General features: G+C 71.2%; 28 protein-coding genes and 1 pseudogene. 10 read left to right on the forward strand and 19 right to left on the reverse strand.

All coding sequences use genetic code 11. The features are described from left to right. From ACFYRY_RS42000 to ACFYRY_RS42050, 11 genes and pseudogenes are all read right to left on the reverse strand, one after another. Nucleotides 1–187: pseudogene (locus ACFYRY_RS42000) on the reverse strand (hypothetical protein); the annotation flags it as partial. A gap of 139 nt (nt 188–326) precedes the next feature. Continuing rightward, entirely contained in the window at nt 327–575 is a 249-nt protein-coding gene (locus tag ACFYRY_RS42005; RefSeq protein WP_099923264.1) for a hypothetical protein, read from the reverse strand. Beyond that, nucleotides 572–1072, reverse strand: coding sequence for a hypothetical protein (locus ACFYRY_RS42010; RefSeq protein WP_389158525.1), 501 nt, complete (start codon nt 1070–1072; stop codon nt 572–574). The genes ACFYRY_RS42005 and ACFYRY_RS42010 overlap by 4 nt, the downstream gene beginning before the upstream one ends. A 396-nt stretch (nt 1073–1468) precedes the next feature. Further along, a complete protein-coding gene (locus ACFYRY_RS42015) occupies nt 1469–3016 on the reverse strand; it encodes a DUF2637 domain-containing protein (protein ID WP_389158527.1) in 1548 nt (515 codons plus the stop codon). Between the two features lie 257 nt (nt 3017–3273). After that, complete coding sequence (locus tag ACFYRY_RS42020; RefSeq protein ID WP_389158530.1) at nt 3274–3570, reverse strand: hypothetical protein; 297 nt, start codon at nt 3568–3570, stop codon at nt 3274–3276. Continuing rightward, nucleotides 3563–3889 carry a DUF6907 domain-containing protein gene (locus ACFYRY_RS42025; protein WP_389158533.1) on the reverse strand — a complete coding sequence of 109 codons (327 nt, stop codon included), beginning with the start codon at nt 3887–3889 and terminating at the stop codon, nt 3563–3565. The genes ACFYRY_RS42020 and ACFYRY_RS42025 overlap by 8 nt, the downstream gene beginning before the upstream one ends. Then, complete coding sequence (locus ACFYRY_RS42030; RefSeq protein ID WP_389158536.1) at nt 3886–4086, reverse strand: hypothetical protein; 201 nt, start codon at nt 4084–4086, stop codon at nt 3886–3888. The genes ACFYRY_RS42025 and ACFYRY_RS42030 overlap by 4 nt, the downstream gene beginning before the upstream one ends. A 172-nt stretch (nt 4087–4258) precedes the next feature. Continuing rightward, entirely contained in the window at nt 4259–4474 is a 216-nt protein-coding gene (locus tag ACFYRY_RS42035; RefSeq protein WP_389158538.1) for a hypothetical protein, read from the reverse strand. Continuing rightward, a complete protein-coding gene (locus ACFYRY_RS42040) occupies nt 4471–4710 on the reverse strand; it encodes a hypothetical protein (RefSeq protein WP_389158540.1) in 240 nt (79 codons plus the stop codon). Before ACFYRY_RS42040 ends, ACFYRY_RS42035 begins: the two co-directional genes overlap by 4 nt. Next, the gene (locus tag ACFYRY_RS42045) at nt 4707–4862 is read right to left on the reverse strand and encodes a hypothetical protein (protein WP_389158543.1); all 156 of its coding nucleotides are present in this window, start codon (nt 4860–4862) and stop codon (nt 4707–4709) included. The genes ACFYRY_RS42040 and ACFYRY_RS42045 overlap by 4 nt, the downstream gene beginning before the upstream one ends. Before the next feature lie 71 nt (nt 4863–4933). After that, complete coding sequence (locus ACFYRY_RS42050; protein WP_389158546.1) at nt 4934–5407, reverse strand: hypothetical protein; 474 nt, start codon at nt 5405–5407, stop codon at nt 4934–4936. Between the two features lie 522 nt (nt 5408–5929). On the opposite strand from ACFYRY_RS42050, the gene ACFYRY_RS42055 reads away from it, so the two are divergent. The 3 genes from ACFYRY_RS42055 to ACFYRY_RS42065 all read left to right on the forward strand — a co-directional run bounded on the left by ACFYRY_RS42055 (nt 5930) and on the right by ACFYRY_RS42065 (nt 8005). Further along, on the forward strand, nt 5930–6721 hold the full coding sequence (locus ACFYRY_RS42055; RefSeq protein ID WP_389158549.1) for a GntR family transcriptional regulator: 792 nt from the start codon (nt 5930–5932) through the stop codon (nt 6719–6721). Nucleotides 6722–6776: 55 nt separating this feature from the next. Next, nucleotides 6777–7331 (forward strand): UTRA domain-containing protein, encoded by a 555-nt coding sequence (locus ACFYRY_RS42060; RefSeq protein ID WP_389158552.1) that lies wholly within the window; start codon nt 6777–6779, stop codon nt 7329–7331. A gap of 89 nt (nt 7332–7420) precedes the next feature. Beyond that, nucleotides 7421–8005 carry a GIY-YIG nuclease family protein gene (locus tag ACFYRY_RS42065; RefSeq protein ID WP_389158555.1) on the forward strand — a complete coding sequence of 195 codons (585 nt, stop codon included), beginning with the start codon at nt 7421–7423 and terminating at the stop codon, nt 8003–8005. 71 nt (nt 8006–8076) lie between these two features. Here ACFYRY_RS42065 and ACFYRY_RS42070 read toward each other — a convergent pair whose 3' ends face one another. The 4 genes from ACFYRY_RS42070 to ACFYRY_RS42085 form a co-directional block, all read right to left on the reverse strand. Continuing rightward, nucleotides 8077–8496 carry a MarR family transcriptional regulator gene (locus tag ACFYRY_RS42070; protein WP_389158557.1) on the reverse strand — a complete coding sequence of 140 codons (420 nt, stop codon included), beginning with the start codon at nt 8494–8496 and terminating at the stop codon, nt 8077–8079. Then, nucleotides 8493–9023 carry a MarR family transcriptional regulator gene (locus tag ACFYRY_RS42075; RefSeq protein WP_389158560.1) on the reverse strand — a complete coding sequence of 177 codons (531 nt, stop codon included), beginning with the start codon at nt 9021–9023 and terminating at the stop codon, nt 8493–8495. Before ACFYRY_RS42075 ends, ACFYRY_RS42070 begins: the two co-directional genes overlap by 4 nt. A gap of 2348 nt (nt 9024–11371) precedes the next feature. Continuing rightward, nucleotides 11372–12343 carry a hypothetical protein gene (locus tag ACFYRY_RS42080; RefSeq protein ID WP_389158562.1) on the reverse strand — a complete coding sequence of 324 codons (972 nt, stop codon included), beginning with the start codon at nt 12341–12343 and terminating at the stop codon, nt 11372–11374. Continuing rightward, entirely contained in the window at nt 12340–13275 is a 936-nt protein-coding gene (locus ACFYRY_RS42085; protein ID WP_389158564.1) for a ParA family protein, read from the reverse strand. Before ACFYRY_RS42085 ends, ACFYRY_RS42080 begins: the two co-directional genes overlap by 4 nt. Before the next feature lie 440 nt (nt 13276–13715). Between ACFYRY_RS42085 and ACFYRY_RS42090 the strand changes: the two genes are divergently transcribed. From ACFYRY_RS42090 to ACFYRY_RS42120, 7 genes are all read left to right on the forward strand, one after another. Beyond that, on the forward strand, nt 13716–13937 hold the full coding sequence (locus tag ACFYRY_RS42090) for a hypothetical protein (protein WP_389158567.1): 222 nt from the start codon (nt 13716–13718) through the stop codon (nt 13935–13937). After that, entirely contained in the window at nt 13930–14454 is a 525-nt protein-coding gene (locus ACFYRY_RS42095) for a hypothetical protein (RefSeq protein WP_389158569.1), read from the forward strand. Before ACFYRY_RS42090 ends, ACFYRY_RS42095 begins: the two co-directional genes overlap by 8 nt. A 320-nt stretch (nt 14455–14774) precedes the next feature. Then, nucleotides 14775–15284, forward strand: a complete 510-nt coding sequence (locus tag ACFYRY_RS42100; RefSeq protein ID WP_389158572.1) for a hypothetical protein — start codon at nt 14775–14777, stop codon at nt 15282–15284. A gap of 48 nt (nt 15285–15332) precedes the next feature. Next, nucleotides 15333–15602 carry a hypothetical protein gene (locus ACFYRY_RS42105; protein ID WP_389158574.1) on the forward strand — a complete coding sequence of 90 codons (270 nt, stop codon included), beginning with the start codon at nt 15333–15335 and terminating at the stop codon, nt 15600–15602. 202 nt (nt 15603–15804) lie between these two features. Then, the gene (locus tag ACFYRY_RS42110; RefSeq protein ID WP_389158576.1) at nt 15805–16212 is read left to right on the forward strand and encodes a hypothetical protein; all 408 of its coding nucleotides are present in this window, start codon (nt 15805–15807) and stop codon (nt 16210–16212) included. Next, the gene (locus ACFYRY_RS42115) at nt 16205–16465 is read left to right on the forward strand and encodes a hypothetical protein (RefSeq protein ID WP_389158579.1); all 261 of its coding nucleotides are present in this window, start codon (nt 16205–16207) and stop codon (nt 16463–16465) included. The genes ACFYRY_RS42110 and ACFYRY_RS42115 overlap by 8 nt, the downstream gene beginning before the upstream one ends. 16 nt (nt 16466–16481) lie before the next feature. After that, complete coding sequence (locus ACFYRY_RS42120) at nt 16482–16691, forward strand: hypothetical protein (RefSeq protein WP_389158582.1); 210 nt, start codon at nt 16482–16484, stop codon at nt 16689–16691. Nucleotides 16692–16806: 115 nt separating this feature from the next. On the opposite strand, the gene ACFYRY_RS42125 is transcribed toward ACFYRY_RS42120, so the two are convergent. The 4 genes from ACFYRY_RS42125 to ACFYRY_RS42140 form a co-directional block, all read right to left on the reverse strand. After that, nucleotides 16807–17115, reverse strand: a complete 309-nt coding sequence (locus ACFYRY_RS42125) for a hypothetical protein (RefSeq protein WP_389158585.1) — start codon at nt 17113–17115, stop codon at nt 16807–16809. 255 nt (nt 17116–17370) lie between these two features. Continuing rightward, nucleotides 17371–18486 (reverse strand): site-specific integrase, encoded by a 1116-nt coding sequence (locus tag ACFYRY_RS42130; RefSeq protein WP_389158588.1) that lies wholly within the window; start codon nt 18484–18486, stop codon nt 17371–17373. Between the two features lie 206 nt (nt 18487–18692). Beyond that, a complete protein-coding gene (locus ACFYRY_RS42135; RefSeq protein ID WP_389158591.1) occupies nt 18693–19292 on the reverse strand; it encodes a hypothetical protein in 600 nt (199 codons plus the stop codon). Between the two features lie 115 nt (nt 19293–19407). Beyond that, nucleotides 19408–19755, reverse strand: a complete 348-nt coding sequence (locus tag ACFYRY_RS42140; protein ID WP_389158594.1) for a hypothetical protein — start codon at nt 19753–19755, stop codon at nt 19408–19410. Nucleotides 19756–19956 lie beyond the last annotated feature (201 nt).

A 19956-nucleotide genomic window follows, 5' to 3' on the forward strand; every position in this document is an offset into this window, starting at 1 on the left:
GGGGCGGGGCGAGCTGGGCGCCCGCGAGGGCCGGAAACGCGGTCAGTAGATCGGCTTCCGGTTCCGGGTCGTCGGGCGGTGCCGGGGGCGGGGTCGGCGGGGCCGTGGTGCCGCCGCCGATGGGTGGCCGCAGTCCTCCGAGGGCCGGGAACGGGATCACCCGGCCGTCCTCGTCGTCGCTGGACATGATCGTTAGCCCTCCTTCCGGTGGGTTAAGGGGGTTGACAGAGAGTGAGCGGCCCGGCGACCCTCGCGCGCGCACGTCGTGCGCGCGCCATGGGGCCCGGCGAACCCAGGGGGCCGGGCTGAAGAAGAAGAAAAAGAACTCACCGTGCGTCACTCGCCGGGAGGGCGCGCTGCGTGTCGACGGACCAGCGGTGCAGGGTCTCGGCGAGCTCGCGCCAGATCGGGTGATTGGGGTCCCGCCCCGCCACCTTCGCGGCGGTGGAGCGGGCCAGGTCGTACATGACGGCCGCGAGCTGCTTCTCGTCGCTCGCGGCCGCCTGCCGGGCGTTCCAGAACTCCGCCTGATTCCGCTTCGTCTGGTCGGCCGGGCGGGGTGGAGCGGTCGTCACCGGGCCTCCTTGAAGAGGTCGCCCCACGGGGTCACCGGGCGGACCGGGGCGGTCTGCTCGTCGTCGTGGTCGCCGGCCTGCGCCGGGAGCATCGCCCGGCGGGCGGCGGCCGCCGCGACGTCGTTGGTGACGGCCCCGGCCGGGAGCGAGCGGCCGGCCTTCTGCAGCTCCTTCGCGGCCGCCTTCGCCGCGCGCTTCACGGGCAGCTCCACGCACACCCGGCGGTAGTCGCCCTCCAGGGCCTTCCCGGCGGCGACGACAGCCCGGGCGTGCTTGGCCATGTCCCGCAGCGCGCCGGACACCTGCCAGGCGTGCCAGCGGGCGGTGAGCTTGTTGTCGCCCTCGATGGGGTCGGCGACCAGGTCGGCCCGGACCTCGCGGGCCAGGGTCTCGAAGTCGTCCGCGTACCGGCGGAACAGCTCCCTGACCTGGGCGGAGTACGTCTTTACGCCCTGCTCGGTGAGCAGGGCGTCGCTGGTCCAGCGGTCAGCGCTCACGGGGCGCTCCTCTCGGGGTGTGGTGCGGGGTGGTCGGTGCGCGGGGCTGGCGGTCCCGCTGCCGCGCCCGGCCCCTTGGGGGCGGGACGGGAACGGCGGAGGCATCGCCAGATGCGGTGAGGGGCGGCCCGGTGTGGGCCGCCCCTCGGTCGGTGCGGTGGGTCGTTTGTGCTGGTCAGCCGTCATCGCAGCCGCAGGCGCAGCCGGGGCCGGCGCACCGCCCGCAGTCCTGGCAGGCGGAGCAGGTCCGGCAGTGGCCACAGCCGCGGTTGTCGACCGGCCAGCAGCGGCAGCCGGTGGGCTGCCACGGGTCGGCGGAGCCGAACAGCCCGAGCTGGCCGGGCACGTTCTCCTCCGGAGCCCTGCGCGGCGCGCGAGGCTTCACCCGGCCCGCCATCACATGCCCTCGGGCCGGTAGCCGTCCGCGAGCAGGGCGGCGGCCGCCGTCCGGTACTCCGAGGCCGTCGACACGGAGACGCCGAACGCTTCGGCGACGTCGTGGATCGGGAGGGCATCCGCGGTGCCTCCGGCGGTGAGGATCATCCGGGCCACCTTGCGGTGCATGCGCTCCTTCGGGGACAGCCGGGCGACGTCCTCGGCCTCCACGGCGGCCCGCTCGATTTCGGCGGCGCGGCGGCGCGTTTCGGCGGCGTCCAGCTCCATTCCGGCGGCGCGGGCCTCGGCTTCGGCGCGGGCCTCACGGGCGCGCACCGTGGCGGTCCTGGCGGCCTCCTCGCGGGCCTCGGCTTCGGCGGCGCGGGCCCGCGTTTCGGCGGCGGCCCGCTCCGTTTCGGCGGCGTCGTGATCGATTCCGGCGGCGCGCTTCCGGGCTTCGGCGGCGGCCAGTTCGGCGGCCGCCTCACGGGCCTTCGCTTCGGCGATGGTCGCCGACTCGATGGCCTCGGTTTCGGCGGTCGCGGCGCGCTCCGCGGCGACCAGCTCGGCCCGCGCCCGGGTCTCCACCTGGCCGGTGGCGGCGGCGACCTCGACCTGTGCGGCCTGGACGGCTCCCTGACGCTTCAGGGCGGCGATCTGGGCCTGTGCTGCCCGGTCGGCCTCCCGCTCGGCTGCGGTCGCCTCTGCGGCCTTCTGGGCGTCTTCCAGGGCCTTTTCCCGCTCCGCCTCCACGCGGGGCAGTTCCAGGGCCTCAGCGATCGTCAGGCCGTAGGGGGCCATCGTGAGGGGCAGGCGGACGTCGGACGGCGCCTTGCGGACGCTGCCGTATCGGCGTTCCAGCATCACCCGGTAGACCTTGAGGGCCTGCTCGCGGGCGACGGCCTCGGCGTACGTGGGGACGTCCCACAGCTTCATGCGCCGCCACAGGGCGAAGGTGGGGCCGGGGGCGAGCAGCCAGCGGTGCAAGGGCACACCGTCCGTCTGGCGGCCGTCCTCCAGGGCCGTGATGCGGATGACCAGGCGGCGGCCGGCCTCCACGGAGGCGATGAACATGAGCGGGATGACGGCGTGCATCCCGGCGCCCACCAGGTCCTCGCCGATGGGCTTGCCCCCGGAGGCGGCGTTGAAGACGACCGTGCCGACCGTGAACGTGTGGGCCAGCAGCCGCAGGACGGGCCACGGGGTGCGGCGTCGGATGAGCAGCAGGTCAAGGGCCAGGAGCACGATGATTCCGGCGTCCAGGCCGATCGGGAAGACGTACGCGAAGTCTCCGAACCCCTTGGCCTGCCCGAGGCCCTGGAGGGCCTTGTAGGAGCCTGCGAAGCCGATCCCGGCGAGGATCGCCCCGCCCACGAGGGCGAGGATCGTGACGCCTCGGATGGTCGTCTCGGAGCGGTCCCGGCGCGGTGCCGCCGAAGCGGCGGGGGGCGTCTCCGGAACGGCGGCCGGTGCCGCCGGAACTCGATCATGCGCGGCCGGAACGGCGGGGCGCGTCGTCGGAACGGTGGGGGCCGGGGCCGCCGTGGGCGGCGTCGCGGCGATGGTCATTCGGGGTGCCTCCTGGGCGGTCGTGGGGCGCGGCCGGAACGGCGGGCGATGATCCCGGAACGGCGGCGGGTGTCGTCGGAACGGCCCGCCCCGGGGGTGTCGGGGCGGGCCGTCCGGTCACCAGCCGCGTACGCGGAGCGCCCTGCGGCGGGCTTCCGGATCGCGCGGCAGCGGAAGGGACGGGGTCGGCTCCGGAACGATGACCCGGCGGCGCCTCTGTGGCGGGACGCTGCGGGGCGGGAGGTCGCGGCGCTCGCTCATCGGCGCTCACCTCCCGGCCGGGCGGCCTGGCGGCGGGTGCCGGCGCAGCAGTGGCACGCGGAGTCCGCGGGGCCGTTCCAGGTGTCGCAGTCGGCGCAGCGCCACCGGCTCCCGGCGGAGAGCACCAGGGCGAGGGCGGCGAGCGCGGCGAGGTAGCTGGACAGGCAGACCAGCACCGCGCGCAGCGACGGCCAGGCGAGCGCGACGGCGAGCCACGCGGTGCCGTGCACGGTGAGGATCAGCACGGCGAGGGCCTGGCGCCGGGTGAGGCGGTGTCGGGGACGGTCAGCCACGGGGGGTCACCTCCGGGGAGGGCAGGTGCCAGGCCGGGCCCATCAGGGTCCGGAGCAGGCGGAGCCCGTCGCGGAAGTCGTCCAGGCGGGCGAGGAACGCGTCGAGGCCGGCGGCGTCCAGTTCCACGTCGAAGCCCTCCGACCAGACGGCGACCACCGGGGGGTGCTCCGGGGGGACGTCGGCGGAGGAGGGGATCTCCGCAGTGATGCCGCCCTCGGTCGCGGCCGCCGTGGCGGGCAGCAGGGCCCGGCAGGTCGGGGCGTAGACCAGGGGGCGCGGGGCGTGGAGTCGTGCGTGCCCGGTGGTGTGGACGGTCACGGCGTCGGCCCTCCCGTCGCGAGGTCGCGGGCGAGCTGGACGTAGCCGAGCTGGACCGTGGCGGCCTCCGCCCCGGCGGCGGCGAGCCGTGCGGCCGTGAGGTGCGAGCGGGTCGCGGTGACGAGCTGCTCGTGCGCCAGGTCCTCCGCCCAGTCGTGGACGGGCTCGGGCTCCCGGCCCGAGGTGGGGGCGTTCACCGCTTGCCCGCCCGGGCGCGGCGCAGGGCCTCGTCCATGTCCGGGTCGCTGTCGGTCGGGTAGGCGCTGATACGGTCGGGCATTGCGTCGTTCCCTTCTGGTGATTCGGTTGGGCGCGCTGGCACGGCCCCCGGTTCAGGCGCTCGAATCGCCTCGGGGGCCGTCGTCGTGTTCAGCGCGGGTGAGGGAGGCCGGCGGCCTCGCGGTGCTGCGGGCACTGGCACGGCGGCCAGCCGGTCCCCATCCCGAACCCGAGCGGGCCGTACATCTCTGCGGCCCACTGGTGCGGAATGGCGACGGTGGCCCGGTCGGTGAAGGTGCGGCCGCTGTCGCGGCTCACGCCGATCCGGAGGACGGAGGCCCCTTCGGGGCGGCGGCCCGCGCTCACCGCTGTTCCGCCTTCAGCGCGGCGTCGAGGAACGCGACGCGCTCAGCCGGGCTCAGGCCCGGCCAGATCAGCAGCATGCGGCGGGTTCCGTGCCGCACCACCCGGGCCGGGCAGTGCTCCGGTAGCGAGCCGTCGACCCGGACCAGCGTCCGGGAGCGGTGCGCCAGGCTCCGGAACATGAGGCGGAGCGCCTGGTCCACGCCGACGTCGGCGACGTCGACGGCGGTCGCGCTCACCGGACGGGCCCGCCGATCTCCTTGGCGGCGATCTCCAGGTTCTCCTCTACGAACCGGACGTGTGCCTCGGGAAGGCAGTGGTCGCGGTCGCACGTCACGGCCTCGCGGATCACTTCGGCCATGCGCAGTGCGGGGTCGCGTTCATCGATCATCGGCTGGTCCCTTCCGGATTGACGACGGCCCCCGGCGGGAGTGCCGGGGGCCGGTGGTGCCGTATGGGGAGTCAGGCCGCGAGGGACGCCGGGGCGGGCCCGTCAGCGGCCGGGAAGGCGACGACCTCAGCGGCCGCCGTGACGCGGAGCGAAGGGGCGCAGGTCCGCATCGGGACGTCCCCGAGCCCGAGCCGCTTGTAGGTGGCGCGGATGCTGTCCAGGTCCGGGGTCTGCCGCGAGGACGGGATGCGCTCCACGGTCCAGCGGCCGTAACGCCCGGCCGGGAGGCGGTCCAGCAGCTTGCGGGCCTTCCTCTTGCCCCGGTCCCCGGCGCGGGCCTCCTCGCAGGCGGCGGCGTAGTCGGCGGCCGCCTTCTCGATGGCCTCGGGCGCCGGCATCTCCTCCGGGGTGAACACGTCGGCCGGGTTGGGCGCCGTCTCGTCGGCGCGGGAGCGGACCAGGGAGGCCGGGGCGACCGTGGAGCGGACGGCGTCGGCGGCGGTGCGGAGAGCGCGACGCGCGTGCGAGCGGAGCGTACGGATCATGTGGTGCCTCCTGGTGATTCGGTTCGTGGTGCCCGGCTGCCGGGGCGCTCGAATCGCCCTGGTGGCCGGTGGTGCCGAGTGGTCGCCGCCCGGCACGCCACGCGACGCGTGAGGCGCTGCGCGGGGTGCTGGACGGCGACGGCTCGGAGCCGTCGGTGCCGGTCTTCATCTGCTTGTTTCCGACCTCCCACGTGCTCGAAGGCAGCAGATCCACGGGTTACCGGCGTGGTCCCTGATGTGAAGTTCTCAAGGTGCGGGCGATTCCTTTCGGCCGCCGTCACGCGCTGCCGTCCGGTCGCTACGCTGCCGAGCACTCAACTAGTTATGTTCTGACGTGGATCATTAACGCACCGGCTCTATGCCGTGTCAAGAGAACTAGTTGTGTTGATTCCGGCCGTGGCTTTGACCTGGGGTTTTACTCCAACAGACAAGGGCGTGTCGGCCGTCGCTTTCGCAGCCCAACTAGCTATGTCATGCTTGCCGGACACAGGCCGTGACGATCACCAGGAAGGAAGGGCAGCCGTGGCGAGGAAGGAGCCGGGCAAGATCGAGCGCATCGCCGCCGATCTGCGGGCCAAGATCGAAAAGGGCCAGTACGAACCCGGCTCAAAGCTGCCGAGCGTGTCGGAGCTCCAGGCAGCCGAGGGCATCGCGTTCCAGACCGCGCGGGACGTCTACCGCGTGCTGGAGCGGGACGGCCTGGTCATCACCCGTCACGGGAAGGGCTCGTTCGTGACGCCCTTCCTGGGCAAGATCACGCGGGACGGGACCGGCCGGTACCAGCCCGCCGCCAGAGAGGAAGGCGGCGCGCGCGGCGCCTTCCAGGCGGAGCTGGAACGCCTCGGCCTGGTCTTCAAGAAGACACCGACCGACGTGTCCCGGGAGCGTCCGCCCCGGGAGGTCGCGGCCGCGCTGGACCTGCACCACTCCGCCAACGCGATCCGCCGGCACCGCGTCATGCGGGCCGGACGCGACGCGGCCGACGACGGCTTTCCGGTGCAGATCGCCACGTCATGGTTCCCGACCGACGTAGCGGGCGGGACGGCCATCGAGGACCAGGACACGGGGCCGGGCGGGAGCAAGAGCCGCCTTGCCGAGCTGGGCCACGCTCAGCGCCGCATCCGGGAGTCCATCGAGGTCCGTTTCCCCACCGCGGCTGAGGCGGAGGCCCTTGGCATCCCGGAGGACCGGCAGGTGTACGAGCTGGTCCACCACGCGTTCACGGCGGAGGACCGCGTCGTGGAGGTCGCGGTGCACGTCATGCCCGCGAACATCTGGCGCTTCTCCTACACGTGGGAGCTGGACGGCGAGTAGCGTCCGGCCCCCTGCACCACCGACCGACCGACCACCAGCGAGAGCAAGGAGCACCATGCCGACCAACACCATCGGCACTGACGGGACGATCACCCGCGACGCCCGGAGCCGGTACCGGCTGCGTGCCGAGGGCGGCGCGCACGGCGCGTTCGAGGCGGAGACGAAGCGTGCTGGGGGCACCCCGCGCGCGGACGTCGAGGTGACCCGAGGCGCGGCCCCGGCCGACGTCGCGGAGATCCTGGGCGAGACGGGTGAGGTCGTCATCCGGCAGCGCCGCATGTACGACGGCGAGCGCCTGGTGCAGCTGGCCGACACGTTCATCCCCGGGTTCGTCGCGGAGGCGGCCCCGGCCGTCGCCCAGCTCGACACCGGCGAGGGCGGGATCATCTCGCGGATGAAGGACGCCGGCCTCACTCAGGCGGAGGTCGTGGAGGACGTCGCCCAGGCGCCGGCCACTGCCGACCAGGCGGCCGCCCTGGGCGTCCAGGAGGGCGCCCCGCTGCTGACCATTACGCACGTAGGCCGGACTGAGGACGGCCGCGTCGTGGAGGTCACCCGGCACGTCCTGGGCGAGGGCTGGACGCTGCGGTACGGCGTCCCGCTCGACTGACCGTCAGCCACGACACCGCCCCCGCTTCGATCTGGTCGGAGCGGGGGCGGTGCTATGCGCACTAGGCCACTACACCCCGGAGGATCACCATGACTCAGCCCGGCAAGCCCTCAGAGGTCGTCTACCTGTTAGGCGCTGAGGGCCTGGACCTGGTGAAGATCGGCACCACGACAGACGTAGACCGGCGAGTACGCACGATGCAGACCGGCTTGCCGCTGACGCTGTCTGTGCTGTGGACGTGTGAGGGCGGCCGTGAGCTTGAGCAGGCGCTTCACAGCAAGTTCCGAGTCCACAACCGGCGAGGCGAGTGGTTTGACCTGACCAGCCTCGGTGATCCGGTGGCCGTCGTGAGCGAGGCGGTACGGAGCCTCGCGCCCGGGTTTGGGCTCCCGATCCCACCGCCGCGCGTCTCGCCGGACCTGGCTCAAGCGCCGGTGGCGCCCACGATCCCGGGATGCGTTCGACTGGATCGCACCCTGTCCGCCCGTGTCCTGACCTGGTACGAGTGCGAGGACTTTGGGCTCCCGACGTCCGCCGTCAAGCCGGTGACGGTCTACCGGACAGTCCAGTACGGCGCGGCTGGTGAAGTTCTGGCCGTGACGCAGACGCTCGTTGCCGAGTCGCACGAGCAGCCCGAGGGCTTCGAGCTCCCGCCCGTGGGGGGAGGCGGCTGATCGCCTGGCCAGACACGACAGCGCCCCCGCTCCGGGAGATCGGAGCGGGGGCGCTGTGCTGTGCGGGGCCGTCAGGTGACAGGGCGGATGGTCCGGCGGCGGCGGGAGTCGGTGTTGCTGACCTTGCGGGGGGCGCGGGCGCGGTCGTCGGGGGTGACGGGCGGGTCGGTGAGGGCGGCGGCGACCATCTCGCGCAGCTCGGGGTGCAGTGTGAAGTAGTACCGGGCGTTGATCCGGTAGAGGCCGGCGTCCGTCTTCACCAGGAGTCGCAGGCCCTCCAAGCGGGCGAGGGCGTCGTAGACCGTGGAGACCGAGTTGCCGCAGTCCTCGGCGACGGTCTCGGCCGGGACCGTGATGGCGTCGAACAGGCCGCCGTGGTCCTCCACCCACGCGAGCGTGCAGTGCTGCGCGGCGGAGAGGTTCAGCGAGTAGAGCGACGGGGCGGTGAGGTCGCGCTCGGGGTTGAAGGACTCAACAGGCATGGTCGTCATCGCGTCTCTCCTGCGGCGCGGCGGCGGGGAGCCGGGGTGGTCTTGGCGGCGGCGCTGCTCTTGGGCTTGCTGGCGGTCCTGGTGAGGGCCTTGTCGTCCGGGGTCACCCGCGGCGGCGCGATGCGTCGGCACGCGCTGACCTGAGTGCTCCCGGCACCTTCCCAGTATCGGAGCGGGTTGAGCTGGTAGGCAGCCGCTCGGGGGGAGGGCTTCACCACAAGCCCGAGCTTGACCAAGCGGGCCAGGGCCTTACGGCATGTGGAGTCGTTGGCGCCGATGTCCTCGCCCAGCTCCTCGGGCGTGAGCGAGACGTACCCGGCCGCTGCACCGTGCTCGCGGAGCCATTCGAGCGTTGCCCACTCCGCGGCGGCCAGACCGAGGGAGTACAGCGGGACCTCGCTGCCGATGGCCTGCAAGGTGTACCCCTTCCCGTCGAACTGGTGGGGCGTGCGCGGTCGCGCTGCCACCGCCTCGCCGGTGTCGAGGTTGACCAGGGCCACGTTCTCGCGGCCCCTCCGTGTGGTCATGCGTGCCCTCTCCCATCGTCCCGCTAAGGGGCGCTTTTTCGCCCCTTAGCTCCGGTCAACCGCCTGTTCCGTGAGGAAAATAGCAGGTCGGCATCCGGAAAACAGCCTCTTAGGCGCGCGTGTCACACGCATGGGTACCCGGGAGGAGGGCGCCACGGTCCGCGATGGGGGACGCGCAGAGGGTAGCTAAGCGGCTATTTTTCGCCCTGTTACCGGCGGTTTTTCGCCGCTTAGCAGCACGTTTCCGCAGGTCAGAGGCACGGGCCCCTTCTTCCTTAGAAGGCGCGCCCCGTCCTGTGCGCACCACGACGCACCTGATGCCGCTCGTGGACCCACCGCGCGCCCGTCATAGCTGCCGCTTTTGGCACCTACGAGCAAGGCCGACGGTCCGGTGTCCGGCCGTCGCAGGCGCATGGGGTCGGCGCGTCCTCAGCCCTGACGGGCTTGCGGGTCCCGACTGATGCCACCTAGTCGGCGCTGGCGGCCGCGTGCCGTCCTCGGCTGGCAACAAGCAGGGAGGAGCGTTGTCCTGCCGGTGGGTGGCTGAGGTACCTCCGCACCGGCGTCGTCGGCGCCCCCGGCGCTGGGGTTGCCTTTCTGTGGCTGAGGTCGAATCTCCCGCCGTCTGATCACCTTCACCTAGGAACGCCAACTACATTCCGGCCTTTGGCCGGCGCGCTCCGCGCGGGCGATGCATTCACCTCGTTGCTCACGGTCGTCATGCTGCTCCAGGCCCCGGCGGGCGGGGGTCCGGAGGAGCCCGCCGGGGGTGTGGGGGTTGAGGAACATCCATGTCAGATCGTGCGCTAAGCGCTCGTCGCGCCTGGTGGACGGCTAACGGGGTGTGCGCAAGGGCGAAGCCCGTAGCCCCGGAGCGAAGCGGAAGGGTCCGCTAGTAGGAGGCCGCAACGGCGCGCACTCTCGGCCGGCAGGGTTCGGCCTCCGGAGGCGACGCACTGCCGGACCGGGCTGTGCGGTCCGGTGTTCCGCAACGCCGGGTCAATCGGTAAGACGCTCACTGGGCAGTAAGAGGACCATGCGCACCCCTGGGCAGTCCGTACGCCGACGATCTCCCCTTCCGCGCCTCTCCGGCCACCAGATGCCCTGTGCGGCCAGCAGGGGGCCGCACAGGGCCGCAGGGCTAAGGGGCTCTTTTCTGCCGGTTAGCTCCGAGGAACCGGAGCTAATGGCGAGGAAACCCCAGGTCGACGTCCGAAATACGGCCACTTGGCCAAGGGGCATCACTCCTCGGCGAGGTGACTGAATCCTGCGGTTCCAACCAGCGGGCCGCCTGCCTGGACCCTCGTTTGAGTGTTTTGCTGCGCCTGTACGTATGGCGCAGCAATACCCAAGCCGCCGAAGGCTCCTGCGCACAAGCAGGGGCCTTTCAGGCGACTTGGAGGATCAGTGAGTAACCAGCGACGCGAAGGACGCGATCAGCAGCACAGCAACCTGGGCAATCCGGCAGCCCCGGCTGCTCATGCTGGCCGACGGGAGTTCGCGAAGAGGGGAAGCCTGACCATGGCTGGCGCCGTCATGGCTGCCATGGTGCGAGAGGCAGTGAGGCGGGTCGCTATCGAGATCTTCGGAGACGGCTCGTGATGTACCCACGGGTGACGTCGGCCAGCTGCTCGACGTCGACCATCCGCACGCGACGGGGGAGTGTCCTCGAGACCGTCCGTGCAACGAAGGTGGGGCGAAAGCTATCGAGCCAGGATGCTCTCGGACGAAAGCGGGGACCGGAAACCGGTCGCCGGTCCGCCGGTCGCCGGGAGACTGGGCCCCTTTAGTAACAAGATCAAGCAACACCATCACGTAGTCCACGAGGTGTCCTCGCTTCGCTGCGGGCACCTCGTGCCGGTGGGTGGCTGAGCTAAGCGGATTCCGGCACGCGCGCACCCGCGTGTGGACGGTCCAAAAAGTCCAGAAACCCAAGCCCGGGCGAGCCCCGCGCGGCGAGCTGGTCGGAGGCGAGGACGGCGCGGTACGTGAACCCGTTGACGTACCGCAGCCGCCGATGACGTACCCGACCGTCCCGGCCGGGCTCACCTTCGAGATCCCACAGCGAGTATCCCGCCGGACCCCGACAGCGGCGGCGGCCTGGTCGACGTCGACCCGCAAGAGCGGGCGCCCTCGAGGACGCGCGGCCGCGCGAAAGGCCGGCGCCTCGGACGAGGTCGGGATTTGGAACCGGCCGGACATGGCGAGGGCCCGGCGCCGCACCGCTTCGCCGGGCCCTACCGCCCATCGACCACCACGGAATTACCCGAGGTGAGGGGCGCAGGGACACCCCTCGCGGGCAGTGTCCCACCGCGTGCCGACAACCGGGCGTAGGCCGCCAGGGCGGGTCAGTCGTCGCCCTGGTCCCCGGAGGTGTCCCGCGTCCGGTACGCCGTCCGCTGGGCGTACTGCCGCAGCTCGCGGCGCAGATGGTCACCTCGGCCCGGGTCGTACAGCAGGGCGGCCGCGAGGGTCCCGCCGCCGATCCGGTCGTAGATCTGCCGTTGCTGGGCGACGGCGGCCTCCAGGGTGGCGATGGCCTCCGCGCCCTCATTCACCTGGTCCTGACTGACTCCGCCCTGGTCGTCCTCGTCGGCCTGGTGCTCGTGGGCGGCCTGCGCCGGCACCTGCGGCTCGGGCGGGGCGAGCCGGGGCGCGCGGCCCTCGGCGGCCGCCACGGTGAGGACGTCACGCACCTGGCCCGGCCCGGTGAGACGCTGCGGCGGAGGCAGGACCGCGCGGGCCTCGGCGAGGTCGGCCGCCGTCACCTTCCGGTCGCCGCGCAGCTCCCTGACCTCGCGGTAGAGAGAGACGGCCGCCTCCTGGCCGTACTTCTCGAAGACCGGCCGCAGCTCCCGGGCCTGGCCCTCGTTGATGTCCCCAATTGGGGACACGGCGACGGCGACGGGCCACGCCTCGATCATCCGGTACGCCTGTGACTTCCGGATCTCCCACACGTCGTCCAGGTACTCCACGAACGTCGCGTGCGTCTCCCGGTAGAGGCGGCCGCGGTTGATGACCTCCAGCGCCTTGCCCGCGACGATGACGGACTTCCGGAAGCCCTGGAGTGCCTGTTCGCACGCCGCGAGGTGGCCGCGCTCCTGGTCGTTCAGCGGCCGCGTCACGGTCTCCGGGACGTCGTACGGCGTGGGGAGCTGCTGCACGGTGAGGGGCGTCGACAGGTCCGCGCCGGTCAGGGAGGCGACCACCCCGACAGACCGCGCGGCCGCGGGCTCCTCCTCGGCGCCGGCCTCCAGCTCATCGGCGTCGTCCGGCTCGGCGCTCTTGGTCGACGGCAGGGCGAGCGTGCGGCGGCTCATGCGGCCACTCCCGGCGCGGGCAGGATGACGGCGGCGGCCTGGTCGTAGTCCCCGGCCGGGGCCGCCTCGGGCGCGTACAGCCGGATTGGCTCCTCGGACAGCGGAGCCTCCGCCGCGCGGATGCTGCGCCGGATCGGGATGACGGCCGCCTCCGGGTAGTCCTCGCTCACCTTCGCGGCGAGCTGCCGGGCAAAGCCGCTCTTGTCCCATGCCGTCAGCAGGACGGCCCCGACGCGGAGCTTCGGGTTCGTCTTCCGCTGCACGCTGCGGATCGTCTTGTGCAGGGACGCCATGCCCTTCATGTCCAGGCCGCCGACCTTGATAGGCACCAGGGCCTCGTCAGCGCCCGTGAGGGCCGCGACGGTGACCAGCCCGAGGGACGGCGCCGCGTCGATCAGCGTCACGTCGTACGGCGAGCGGCCGCCGGCCTCCTCCGCCTCCTGGGCGAGCGCGGCGGCGATGGTCTGCTCCGCGCCGATGGGCGGGTTGTACTCCACCTGTTGGAGGTCGGTGCTGGACGGCACGACGTCCACCCCGGCGAACAGCGTCGGATAGGTGGCCTCCGCCAGGCTGCACTCCTCGAAGAACACCGACCGCAGGGAGTGCCGCGGCTTGCCCTCCGGGTACTGCGGGACCAGCCACACCGACAGGGCGGCCTCCTGGTGGTCGGCGTCGATGACGCGCACGCGCAGCCCGGCCGCCGCCCACGCGGCCGCGAGCTCCACGGCGGACGTCGTCTTGCCCGCGCCGCCCTTCTGGTTCACGACGACGAACACCCGCGAGGGCTGCGCCGGACGGAACGTCGGCGGCACGAGGATCTGCGGCCTCCATGCCTGATACGGGGTGTCGGCGTCCCACGCGGAGACGATCTCCAGGCGTTCACCTGGGGGACTCTTCAGTGACGGCAGGGCCGTGCGGGGTGATTCGGTCATGCCGGGACGGTAGCCGCCCGACCCGGACCCGTGTGGAGCCGCCCGGTCGGGTACGCGCCGAATAGCCCAGGTAGGCGCTGAGGGCGAGGGGCCCGAGTGCGAGGCCGGCCAGGGCGTCGTCGCGGTCGGTGTCGGGGAAGCGGTCGACCGGCAGCAGGTTGTTGACCAGCCGCTGCGCGTGCTTGCTCTCCTTCTCCGCGAGCCAACTCAGGGGCGCAGCCGCGGGGACGTCGCCGGGGCGGCGGACGGTGAGGGACCCGCCCCCGGGCGCGACGATAGGCTCGCCGCGATGATGCTGCGGTCCATGTCGGGGGGATCGGGCAGCGCGGGAATCCCGTGCAGGCAGCTCTGGATTCCCGCGCAGGGCACGGGAATCCAGTCCTCAGGCACTGGAATCCCGAAACGTGACGAGGGCTCGCACAGGTCCCACTGTCGTCCCCATGAACGACCTCAACCCCAATCAGGGGATCCAGGAAACCGGCGCGTCCATCCCGGCGCAGCCGACCCGACAGAACGAGCAGGCGACCTCTGCCGAGCCCGAAAGCTTCGCCAAGAAGACCGTCAGGTCGGCGGTAGGCGGCGCGTTCGCCGGCACCTTCCGCGGCCTAGTCTCTTGGGCTCACGAAATCATCGGCGGGGACGACGGTGGGACCGATGTCTGAGGAACCCGAGCAGCCCAACCCTTTCGAGGGCATGGACCGGGCTGGCTTCCAGGCGTACATCAAGCACACGTACGTCAAGGAGGGGAAGCCCAAGTATCAGGAGATCATCGACCAGGCCGCAGCCTGCGATGCGAAAGTGACGCTGACGACCAGCACGATCAGCGCCACCTTCAAGGGGAGGACGTACCCGAAGCTGGACACCGCCGTGGCCATCGGCCTCGGGCTCGGGGGCCCCGAGCTGGCGGCGGACTTTGAGATGGCATGGCGTGAGGCGTGGGAGAACCACCGCCGTAACGTCCATCGCCAGAGCATGGATGAGGCCAAGCGCGCCATGCGCCGGGAGGCGGCGAAGGAGGAGAGGCGCCGCAAACAGCGGGATGCCGCCCCGTATCCGCTCTGGTGGCCAGAACACCCGTTGCTGAGGGGCCAACATCTGCAAGCCCTTGCGCTGGGAGTAGTGACCGTCCTCCTGCTCCTGTGGAACCTGCTGAGGGACTTCTCGCTCTGGCCGTACTAGGTGAACCTGCGGGTGGTCCTGCCGAAGGAAGCGGCAGGACCACCCTTGGCCAAGGCTAGAGCCGAATGCTGGAGGGGCCCGCCGTGACGATGCCGACGGGCCCCTCCGGTGTGCAGCGGGTTCGGGGAAGCTACCCGGCAGAAACATCCCGGAGACTCCGGAGCACGGTACGCTCTCGCCCGGCAAGATGCGTACGCCTCCCGCCGACACCCGCGCCCACGCCGCTGGTGATCGACCGGCCAAGGTCCTCCGGGGCCCGCTCCCCATCGGAAGCACCTCGTCCGGCGGGAGCGTGGGAGACCGCCAGGAGCGAGCATCCGATGCCGAGGAAGCAGTCGACCGCCGCGCAGAGGGCCCGTCAGCGACAGGCCGCCACCGGCGAGAACTACACCGCCGCTCTCCGGGCCGAAACCCCTCCCCCCGGAGGCCGGCCCCCCGGCGTCCACTCCATGTTCAGCGCGGACGGCGAGGGTTGGGCGCCCATCATCCGGCGGGCAGAGCGCGAGCTCCGCGAGGTCTGGCCCGACCACACCGTTCCGCTGTGGGAGGAGAAGTACGGCGACCTGTGCTGGAAGGTCGGCCCCTGGCAGCAGGGCCCCGAGGTCCAAGCAGTCGTCCACCGGGCCATCAGGGCGGCGTCCACCACATGCCAGACCTGCCCGTCCCCGGGACGCAAGCGCGTGGTCTGGGTCGGCGAGGAATGGGGCGGTATGCCCTGGGTCAAGACCTGCTGCGATGCCTGCTACTACCCGCCGCCGTCCAACAAGATTCACCCGGCCCTGCGGGGAGATTACGAGCGGCTCGTCAAGTGGTACGAGGACCGCGGCTGACGTTCCGGCCGGGATGCAGCCGCCGGGATCAGCGCCGAAGGTGGTCACATGGCGATCGTCGTGCTGCGCGAGCTGCGCAAGGAACTGTCGAAGGACTTCGGCCCGGGCGATCCGCTCTCGTTCATCGAGGCGGTACACGCGGCGCCGGCCGACCCGGACGTCTCAGGAGACGCCGACGACCGGACGTTCTGCGGGAAGCCGACCCTGGACATGGAGCGGGTGAACTACCAGCCCGCAGGACCGGGCGCGCCGTGGCTGCCACCCAACATGCAGGAATGGGAGTGCCGCGACTGTACCGACGCGCTCCGGTCGCAGTAGAGGCCCGCAGCCGAAGCCGTGTGCCCCCCGTCGAGCGTGCGTCGGGTCAGGCCCGACGCGGCCTCCCGCCCGTCGGGGTGCCGGTAAGAACCGTGTCGCCAGCCGCAAACGACGGCAACGCACGGACTGACCACGCTCGTCGAATTCACCCGAAACGATCTCCTGTCGGGCGTCTCGTCGTTTCCTCCCCTAGTTTTTGGTCATGGAAAGGGAGCCGCCGCCATTGCCGCAGCCGGGGTCTGGTCGGCGGCGCTACAAGATCAAGAAATTCCTGTACAAGTGGTGGTACCGCCCTCTCTTCTTCTGGTTTATGAGGAGTACCTTCTGGGCCTTCCTGTTCAGCGCGGTTCTGTACCTGCTGACGGCCTGGTCCCTTGACTCGTTGGATTGCGCAGCCCAGTTCATGATCGGATACCAGAATCCGTTCAATCCGCCGCTGCCGCTCAGCCCTTGCCAGCAAGCACTGGTCATCGCACTCCGTGTCGTTGGTTGGCTTCTGGTCCCTGCGACAGTGGGCGCAACAGCCGGTCTCGTGTCCGCGGAACTGATGAGGCGCTATTTCAACCAGCCTCGTCCGGCGGAATCTCAGGAGGCCCGCCCCAGTGAGTGAGGCTAGTGACGCTTTCAGCCTGCGGGGGTGGCCGGACGAACTTCTGATCATCCAGCTCTTCTACGAGATTCACGCATGGGATGGCGACCGCACGCAGGACCACTTCCTGAAGATCTTTTTCAAGCTGCACTGGCAGGTGAAGACCGTCTACGACGCTGCCGACCGCGACGCCGAGTGCAGGCGCGAGGTTCTCAGTTTCATCGACAAGGTAATCTTCGGCTCCTCGCGCGGAGCGTGCCCGTTCTGTAGCTGAGCAGTACCGTGGAGGTGTGCCGCAGTTGAAGCCGAAGTCCAGAGCCCGCGAGCCCCTTACGCCTGAGGAGAAGAACAAGGTCGAGGGGCTGCTCAGCGATGCCGAGACGCGTGCCATGTTCGCCGCTGCGCGTCCTGGGGCCTCCGCCGAAGAGCTTCGCGAAGTCGCTGAGGATTTCGTGCGGGACGTTACTGAGAAAGCCGCCGCGGTAAGAGCCGCTGACTGATCGAGCTTGCCCCTTTGACGTCCAGACGTCCGGGGCCCTTGCTCAGGTCGGTCTCCTCGTCACTCACCTGGGGGCCCGCTGCCGAAGCCGCGGGCCCCTTCGGCGTGCTCAGGACTCAGCTGGTGGAGCGTGCAGGAGGCGCCGGGTGGACTTCCGGCCCCGGGTGCGACGGCGCGTCGGGCGGGGTGCTGTTCTCGACCACGGCGGGATTTCGGTCGGGGGGCGTCTCGTGCCGTTCCGGGGTGACACCGAACAGGAAGCTGAGCGCGGTCAGGGCGACCAGGCCCGCAGCGAAGGCGACGCCCGGGTCACCGACCTGCGGAATGGCGGTGGAGGTGGTGCGGGTGTGCCGGTACACGGCGTATCCGACGACGCACGAGGCCACGAAGATCAACGCGGCCGGGACGTCAATGGGTACGGTCATTACTGGGCCCTTTGCGGGTCACGGGCCCGCCCGTCGTGACTGGACATCCTGCGGGCGGGCCCTGGGTGGAGCGGGCCTGCCGCGGATACGGAGGCCCTTTGCCCTTCAGCAGGAGTGGGCCCCCTAGACAGCACTAAGGGCCCAACTCTCCTGAAAGAGCAGGGCCCATCTCGCGGGGCGATGGAAAAACGCTGTCACCCCGCCAATCCGGGCGCAAGCGAGGACCCCCATTCCTGGACGTGGGTGTTATCCAACTCACAGGCCAATGCCGACCAGCGGGGAGTTCTTCACGCGGTCGACGTCGTCCATGTACCGGGCCAGGACGCGGGAGCCGTCGACCCATCCGCCCGCGCGGGCGATCTCCAGCGGGTCATGTCCGGCGGCCCGCGCGGCGGTGGCGAAGCCACGGCGCAGGGAGTGCCCGGACCAGTCGCCGGAAAGGCCGGCGGCGACGGCCAGGCGCTCGATCACCTCGGCGGCGGCCTCCGCCGTCATCCGCCCGGCCGGGTCCCCGATGGTGCGGCCGCGCCGGGTCATCGGCGGGGCGATGCGGTCCCACCGGTCGACGCGGACGAACAGCGGGCCGTCCGTGCGCCCGGCGGCCGCGAGGGCGGCGAGGTAGGCGCGCAGGGCCCGCACGGGGCAGGTGGCCGCGTCGCTGCCGTACAGGATCGGGTTCGGGGTGTGCTTGCGGACCTTCTTGCGGTACAGCGTCACGTCGTAGCCGTGCTCCGCCTCCTTCACCGTGGCGACGTCCAGGGCGACCAGCTCGGAGACGCGGGCCGCCGTGGCGAAGCCGAGCAGCACCAGGGCGGCGTTCCGCTTCCCGGCGAGGGTGGACCGGTCGACGTCGGCGAGCATGGCGCGGATCTGCGGAGGGAGAGCAGCGGTCGCCTGGCGGGACTGAGCGGCCTCCGCCTTGTCCTGGGCGAGCCGGTCCTTGTAGGCGTTGAGGACGGCCCGGGCGCCGCGCATGTTCGGCTTGGGCCGCCCCTGCTCCTCGTGCCAGGACGTCACGGCGGACATGGCGCGCTCGATGGTCGACGGCCCGGCCGGTCGGCCCGTGCGCGGGCGGGGGGTGACGGTCAGGTGCCGGACCCACTCCGCCATCGTCTCCGCCGACGCGGGCACGGTCGTCCGGTCCTCCGTCGCGCACCAGGCGGTGAACGCGTCGCGGTCCGCGCCGTACGCGCGGCGGGTGGAGTCGGCGACGCTCGCCTCGATGGCGGCGACGGTCTCGGGGGAGAGGTGCCGGTCCCGTTCGGTGTGGACGGCGACGGAGGCGCCGGCCGTCTCGTCGTCCACCAGCTCCGCCTCCACGACGTCGGCGGCCGCGGTGATGACGGCCAACTGCCGGGCCGTTCCGCCCATGTGGTCCTCCCTCAGTTCTGGCTCTAGAGAAGGAACATTATCAAGAGCCAGAACCGCAATGGATCAAAACACACGGCAACAGACCGAAGCGGACCGCAACATCACGGCCCCGCACTCCTACCTTGGATACCTGCCGCAAGGTACGGCCGAGGGCGGACTGATGATGCTGCGTTGGCGTAGGGGCGGCCGGAGAGTCGGCATTGGAACTAAGCGGCTCGAAGTAGGGGCGGGGAGTCCTGTTCGTCGGCGGCTGCTTGGATCTCCTTGAGGAGTTTCGAATGAGCGCTGGTCCACTTGCCCGGGGACCTTGTCGTGCTCTTCCCGAAGACTCGAACCGTCGCGGCGAGCCACGCTTCGAGGTCGGCGGGCGCCAGCACGTAGCAGGCATTCAGGAAGGCCACAGTCTGCGTGGGGTCGACGGGCAGGGTGTTGCCCTCGATGATGCGGCGGGTGGTGCTGCTGGGTAGCTCCCCAGGCCCGGACATCCGTTCCATCTCTCCGGGCGTGGGGTAGCCCGCCCACACATGCTGGTGGCGCAGGGCCCGGCTGAGGTCCGCCTCGGAGGAGATGAGGGACGGGTCAGGAGCCTTGTGGACGTAGTACGGCGCCCGGGTGGCCCGGCGTGCCCGGATCCACAGCTCCTGGGCGCGGACCATGGCGCCGCCGCTGCTGCCGACGTGTAGCTCCTCGTTCGTGATGGTCACCAAGACGAAGGTCTCGACGGTGTCCCAGGAGGGGACGAAAGCGCCGGAAGCGGCCCGCTCGAAGGTGGCCTTCGACGGCGCCCAGTTCGTGTGATCGGACATCTGTTGGTAGGTCACTCCGGCCGCGGTCTTACGGGCGCGCAGGAAGTCTGCGAGTTTCCCTCGCGCTGGAACGGTACGGTCTACCGGCTTTTCAGGGCGTCCCATGGCAGCCACCTCAGTCCTTCGAGGTGAAGTAGGCCCTCATGAAACGGCCGATCCGGCCCCCAGCGCCGCGGCCGCCGGTCATCACCGTCACGACGACCGCGGCGCCGATGCCGCCGGCGCCCGCGAGGAGGCTCAGGACGTCGCGGATGCTCATGCCGGACGGGGCGAGGATCGCCGCAGTGGCGATGCACGCAATGATCACGAGCGCGTGTGGTACGCCGAACTGGCTGTTCGTGGAGGTGGTCTCGCGTACGGACAGCGACTCGGTCGCCGTCGCGTTCAGGGAGATGACGTCGACACCGGAGGTCGTCGGGATGGTGACCGCAGTGCTCGCCGCGGTCGAGGGCTTGCTGCCCATGGGGAATCTCCTATGACCGTCCGGCGACCAGAAGATCGCCGGACGGTACTGCTCGGCTCGAACCTTCGTCCTCCGCGTGCTTGACGGGAGTTGGCGCTCCCAGCCCGCAAAAGGACCTGCTGCCACGAAGGGTCTCAGCCGGTAAGACACAAAAGACAGTCCGGCAAAACGTTGGCTCACCAACGCTCCAACCGATCCTCT

Origin of the sequence: Streptomyces sp. NPDC005263 (genome assembly GCF_042872365.1) — a bacterium.
GTDB lineage: Bacteria > Actinomycetota > Actinomycetes > Streptomycetales > Streptomycetaceae > Streptomyces.

Bases quoted from the DNA above. Each gene is read 5' to 3' on its own strand.
- ACFYRY_RS42130 (WP_389158588.1), bottom strand. From the start codon at position 18,486: ATGGGCGGAACGGCCCGGCAGTTGGCCGTCATCACCGCGGCCGCCGAC.
- ACFYRY_RS42125 (WP_389158585.1), bottom strand. From the start codon at position 17,115: ATGACCGTACCCATTGACGTCCCGGCCGCGTTGATCTTCGTGGCCTCG.
- ACFYRY_RS42135 (WP_389158591.1), bottom strand. From the start codon at position 19,292: ATGTCCGATCACACGAACTGGGCGCCGTCGAAGGCCACCTTCGAGCGG.
- ACFYRY_RS42140 (WP_389158594.1), bottom strand. From the start codon at position 19,755: ATGGGCAGCAAGCCCTCGACCGCGGCGAGCACTGCGGTCACCATCCCG.
- ACFYRY_RS42105 (WP_389158574.1), top strand. From the start codon at position 15,333: ATGGCGATCGTCGTGCTGCGCGAGCTGCGCAAGGAACTGTCGAAGGAC.
- ACFYRY_RS42060 (WP_389158552.1), top strand. From the start codon at position 6,777: ATGCCGACCAACACCATCGGCACTGACGGGACGATCACCCGCGACGCC.
- ACFYRY_RS42070 (WP_389158557.1), bottom strand. From the start codon at position 8,496: ATGACGACCATGCCTGTTGAGTCCTTCAACCCCGAGCGCGACCTCACC.
- ACFYRY_RS42100 (WP_389158572.1), top strand. From the start codon at position 14,775: ATGCCGAGGAAGCAGTCGACCGCCGCGCAGAGGGCCCGTCAGCGACAG.
- ACFYRY_RS42045 (WP_389158543.1), bottom strand. From the start codon at position 4,862: ATGATCGATGAACGCGACCCCGCACTGCGCATGGCCGAAGTGATCCGC.
- ACFYRY_RS42095 (WP_389158569.1), top strand. From the start codon at position 13,930: ATGTCTGAGGAACCCGAGCAGCCCAACCCTTTCGAGGGCATGGACCGG.
- ACFYRY_RS42110 (WP_389158576.1), top strand. From the start codon at position 15,805: ATGGAAAGGGAGCCGCCGCCATTGCCGCAGCCGGGGTCTGGTCGGCGG.
- ACFYRY_RS42080 (WP_389158562.1), bottom strand. From the start codon at position 12,343: ATGAGCCGCCGCACGCTCGCCCTGCCGTCGACCAAGAGCGCCGAGCCG.
- ACFYRY_RS42050 (WP_389158546.1), bottom strand. From the start codon at position 5,407: ATGATCCGTACGCTCCGCTCGCACGCGCGTCGCGCTCTCCGCACCGCC.
- ACFYRY_RS42015 (WP_389158527.1), bottom strand. From the start codon at position 3,016: ATGACCATCGCCGCGACGCCGCCCACGGCGGCCCCGGCCCCCACCGTT.
- ACFYRY_RS42085 (WP_389158564.1), bottom strand. From the start codon at position 13,275: ATGACCGAATCACCCCGCACGGCCCTGCCGTCACTGAAGAGTCCCCCA.
- ACFYRY_RS42090 (WP_389158567.1), top strand. From the start codon at position 13,716: ATGAACGACCTCAACCCCAATCAGGGGATCCAGGAAACCGGCGCGTCC.
- ACFYRY_RS42065 (WP_389158555.1), top strand. From the start codon at position 7,421: ATGACTCAGCCCGGCAAGCCCTCAGAGGTCGTCTACCTGTTAGGCGCT.
- ACFYRY_RS42075 (WP_389158560.1), bottom strand. From the start codon at position 9,023: ATGACCACACGGAGGGGCCGCGAGAACGTGGCCCTGGTCAACCTCGAC.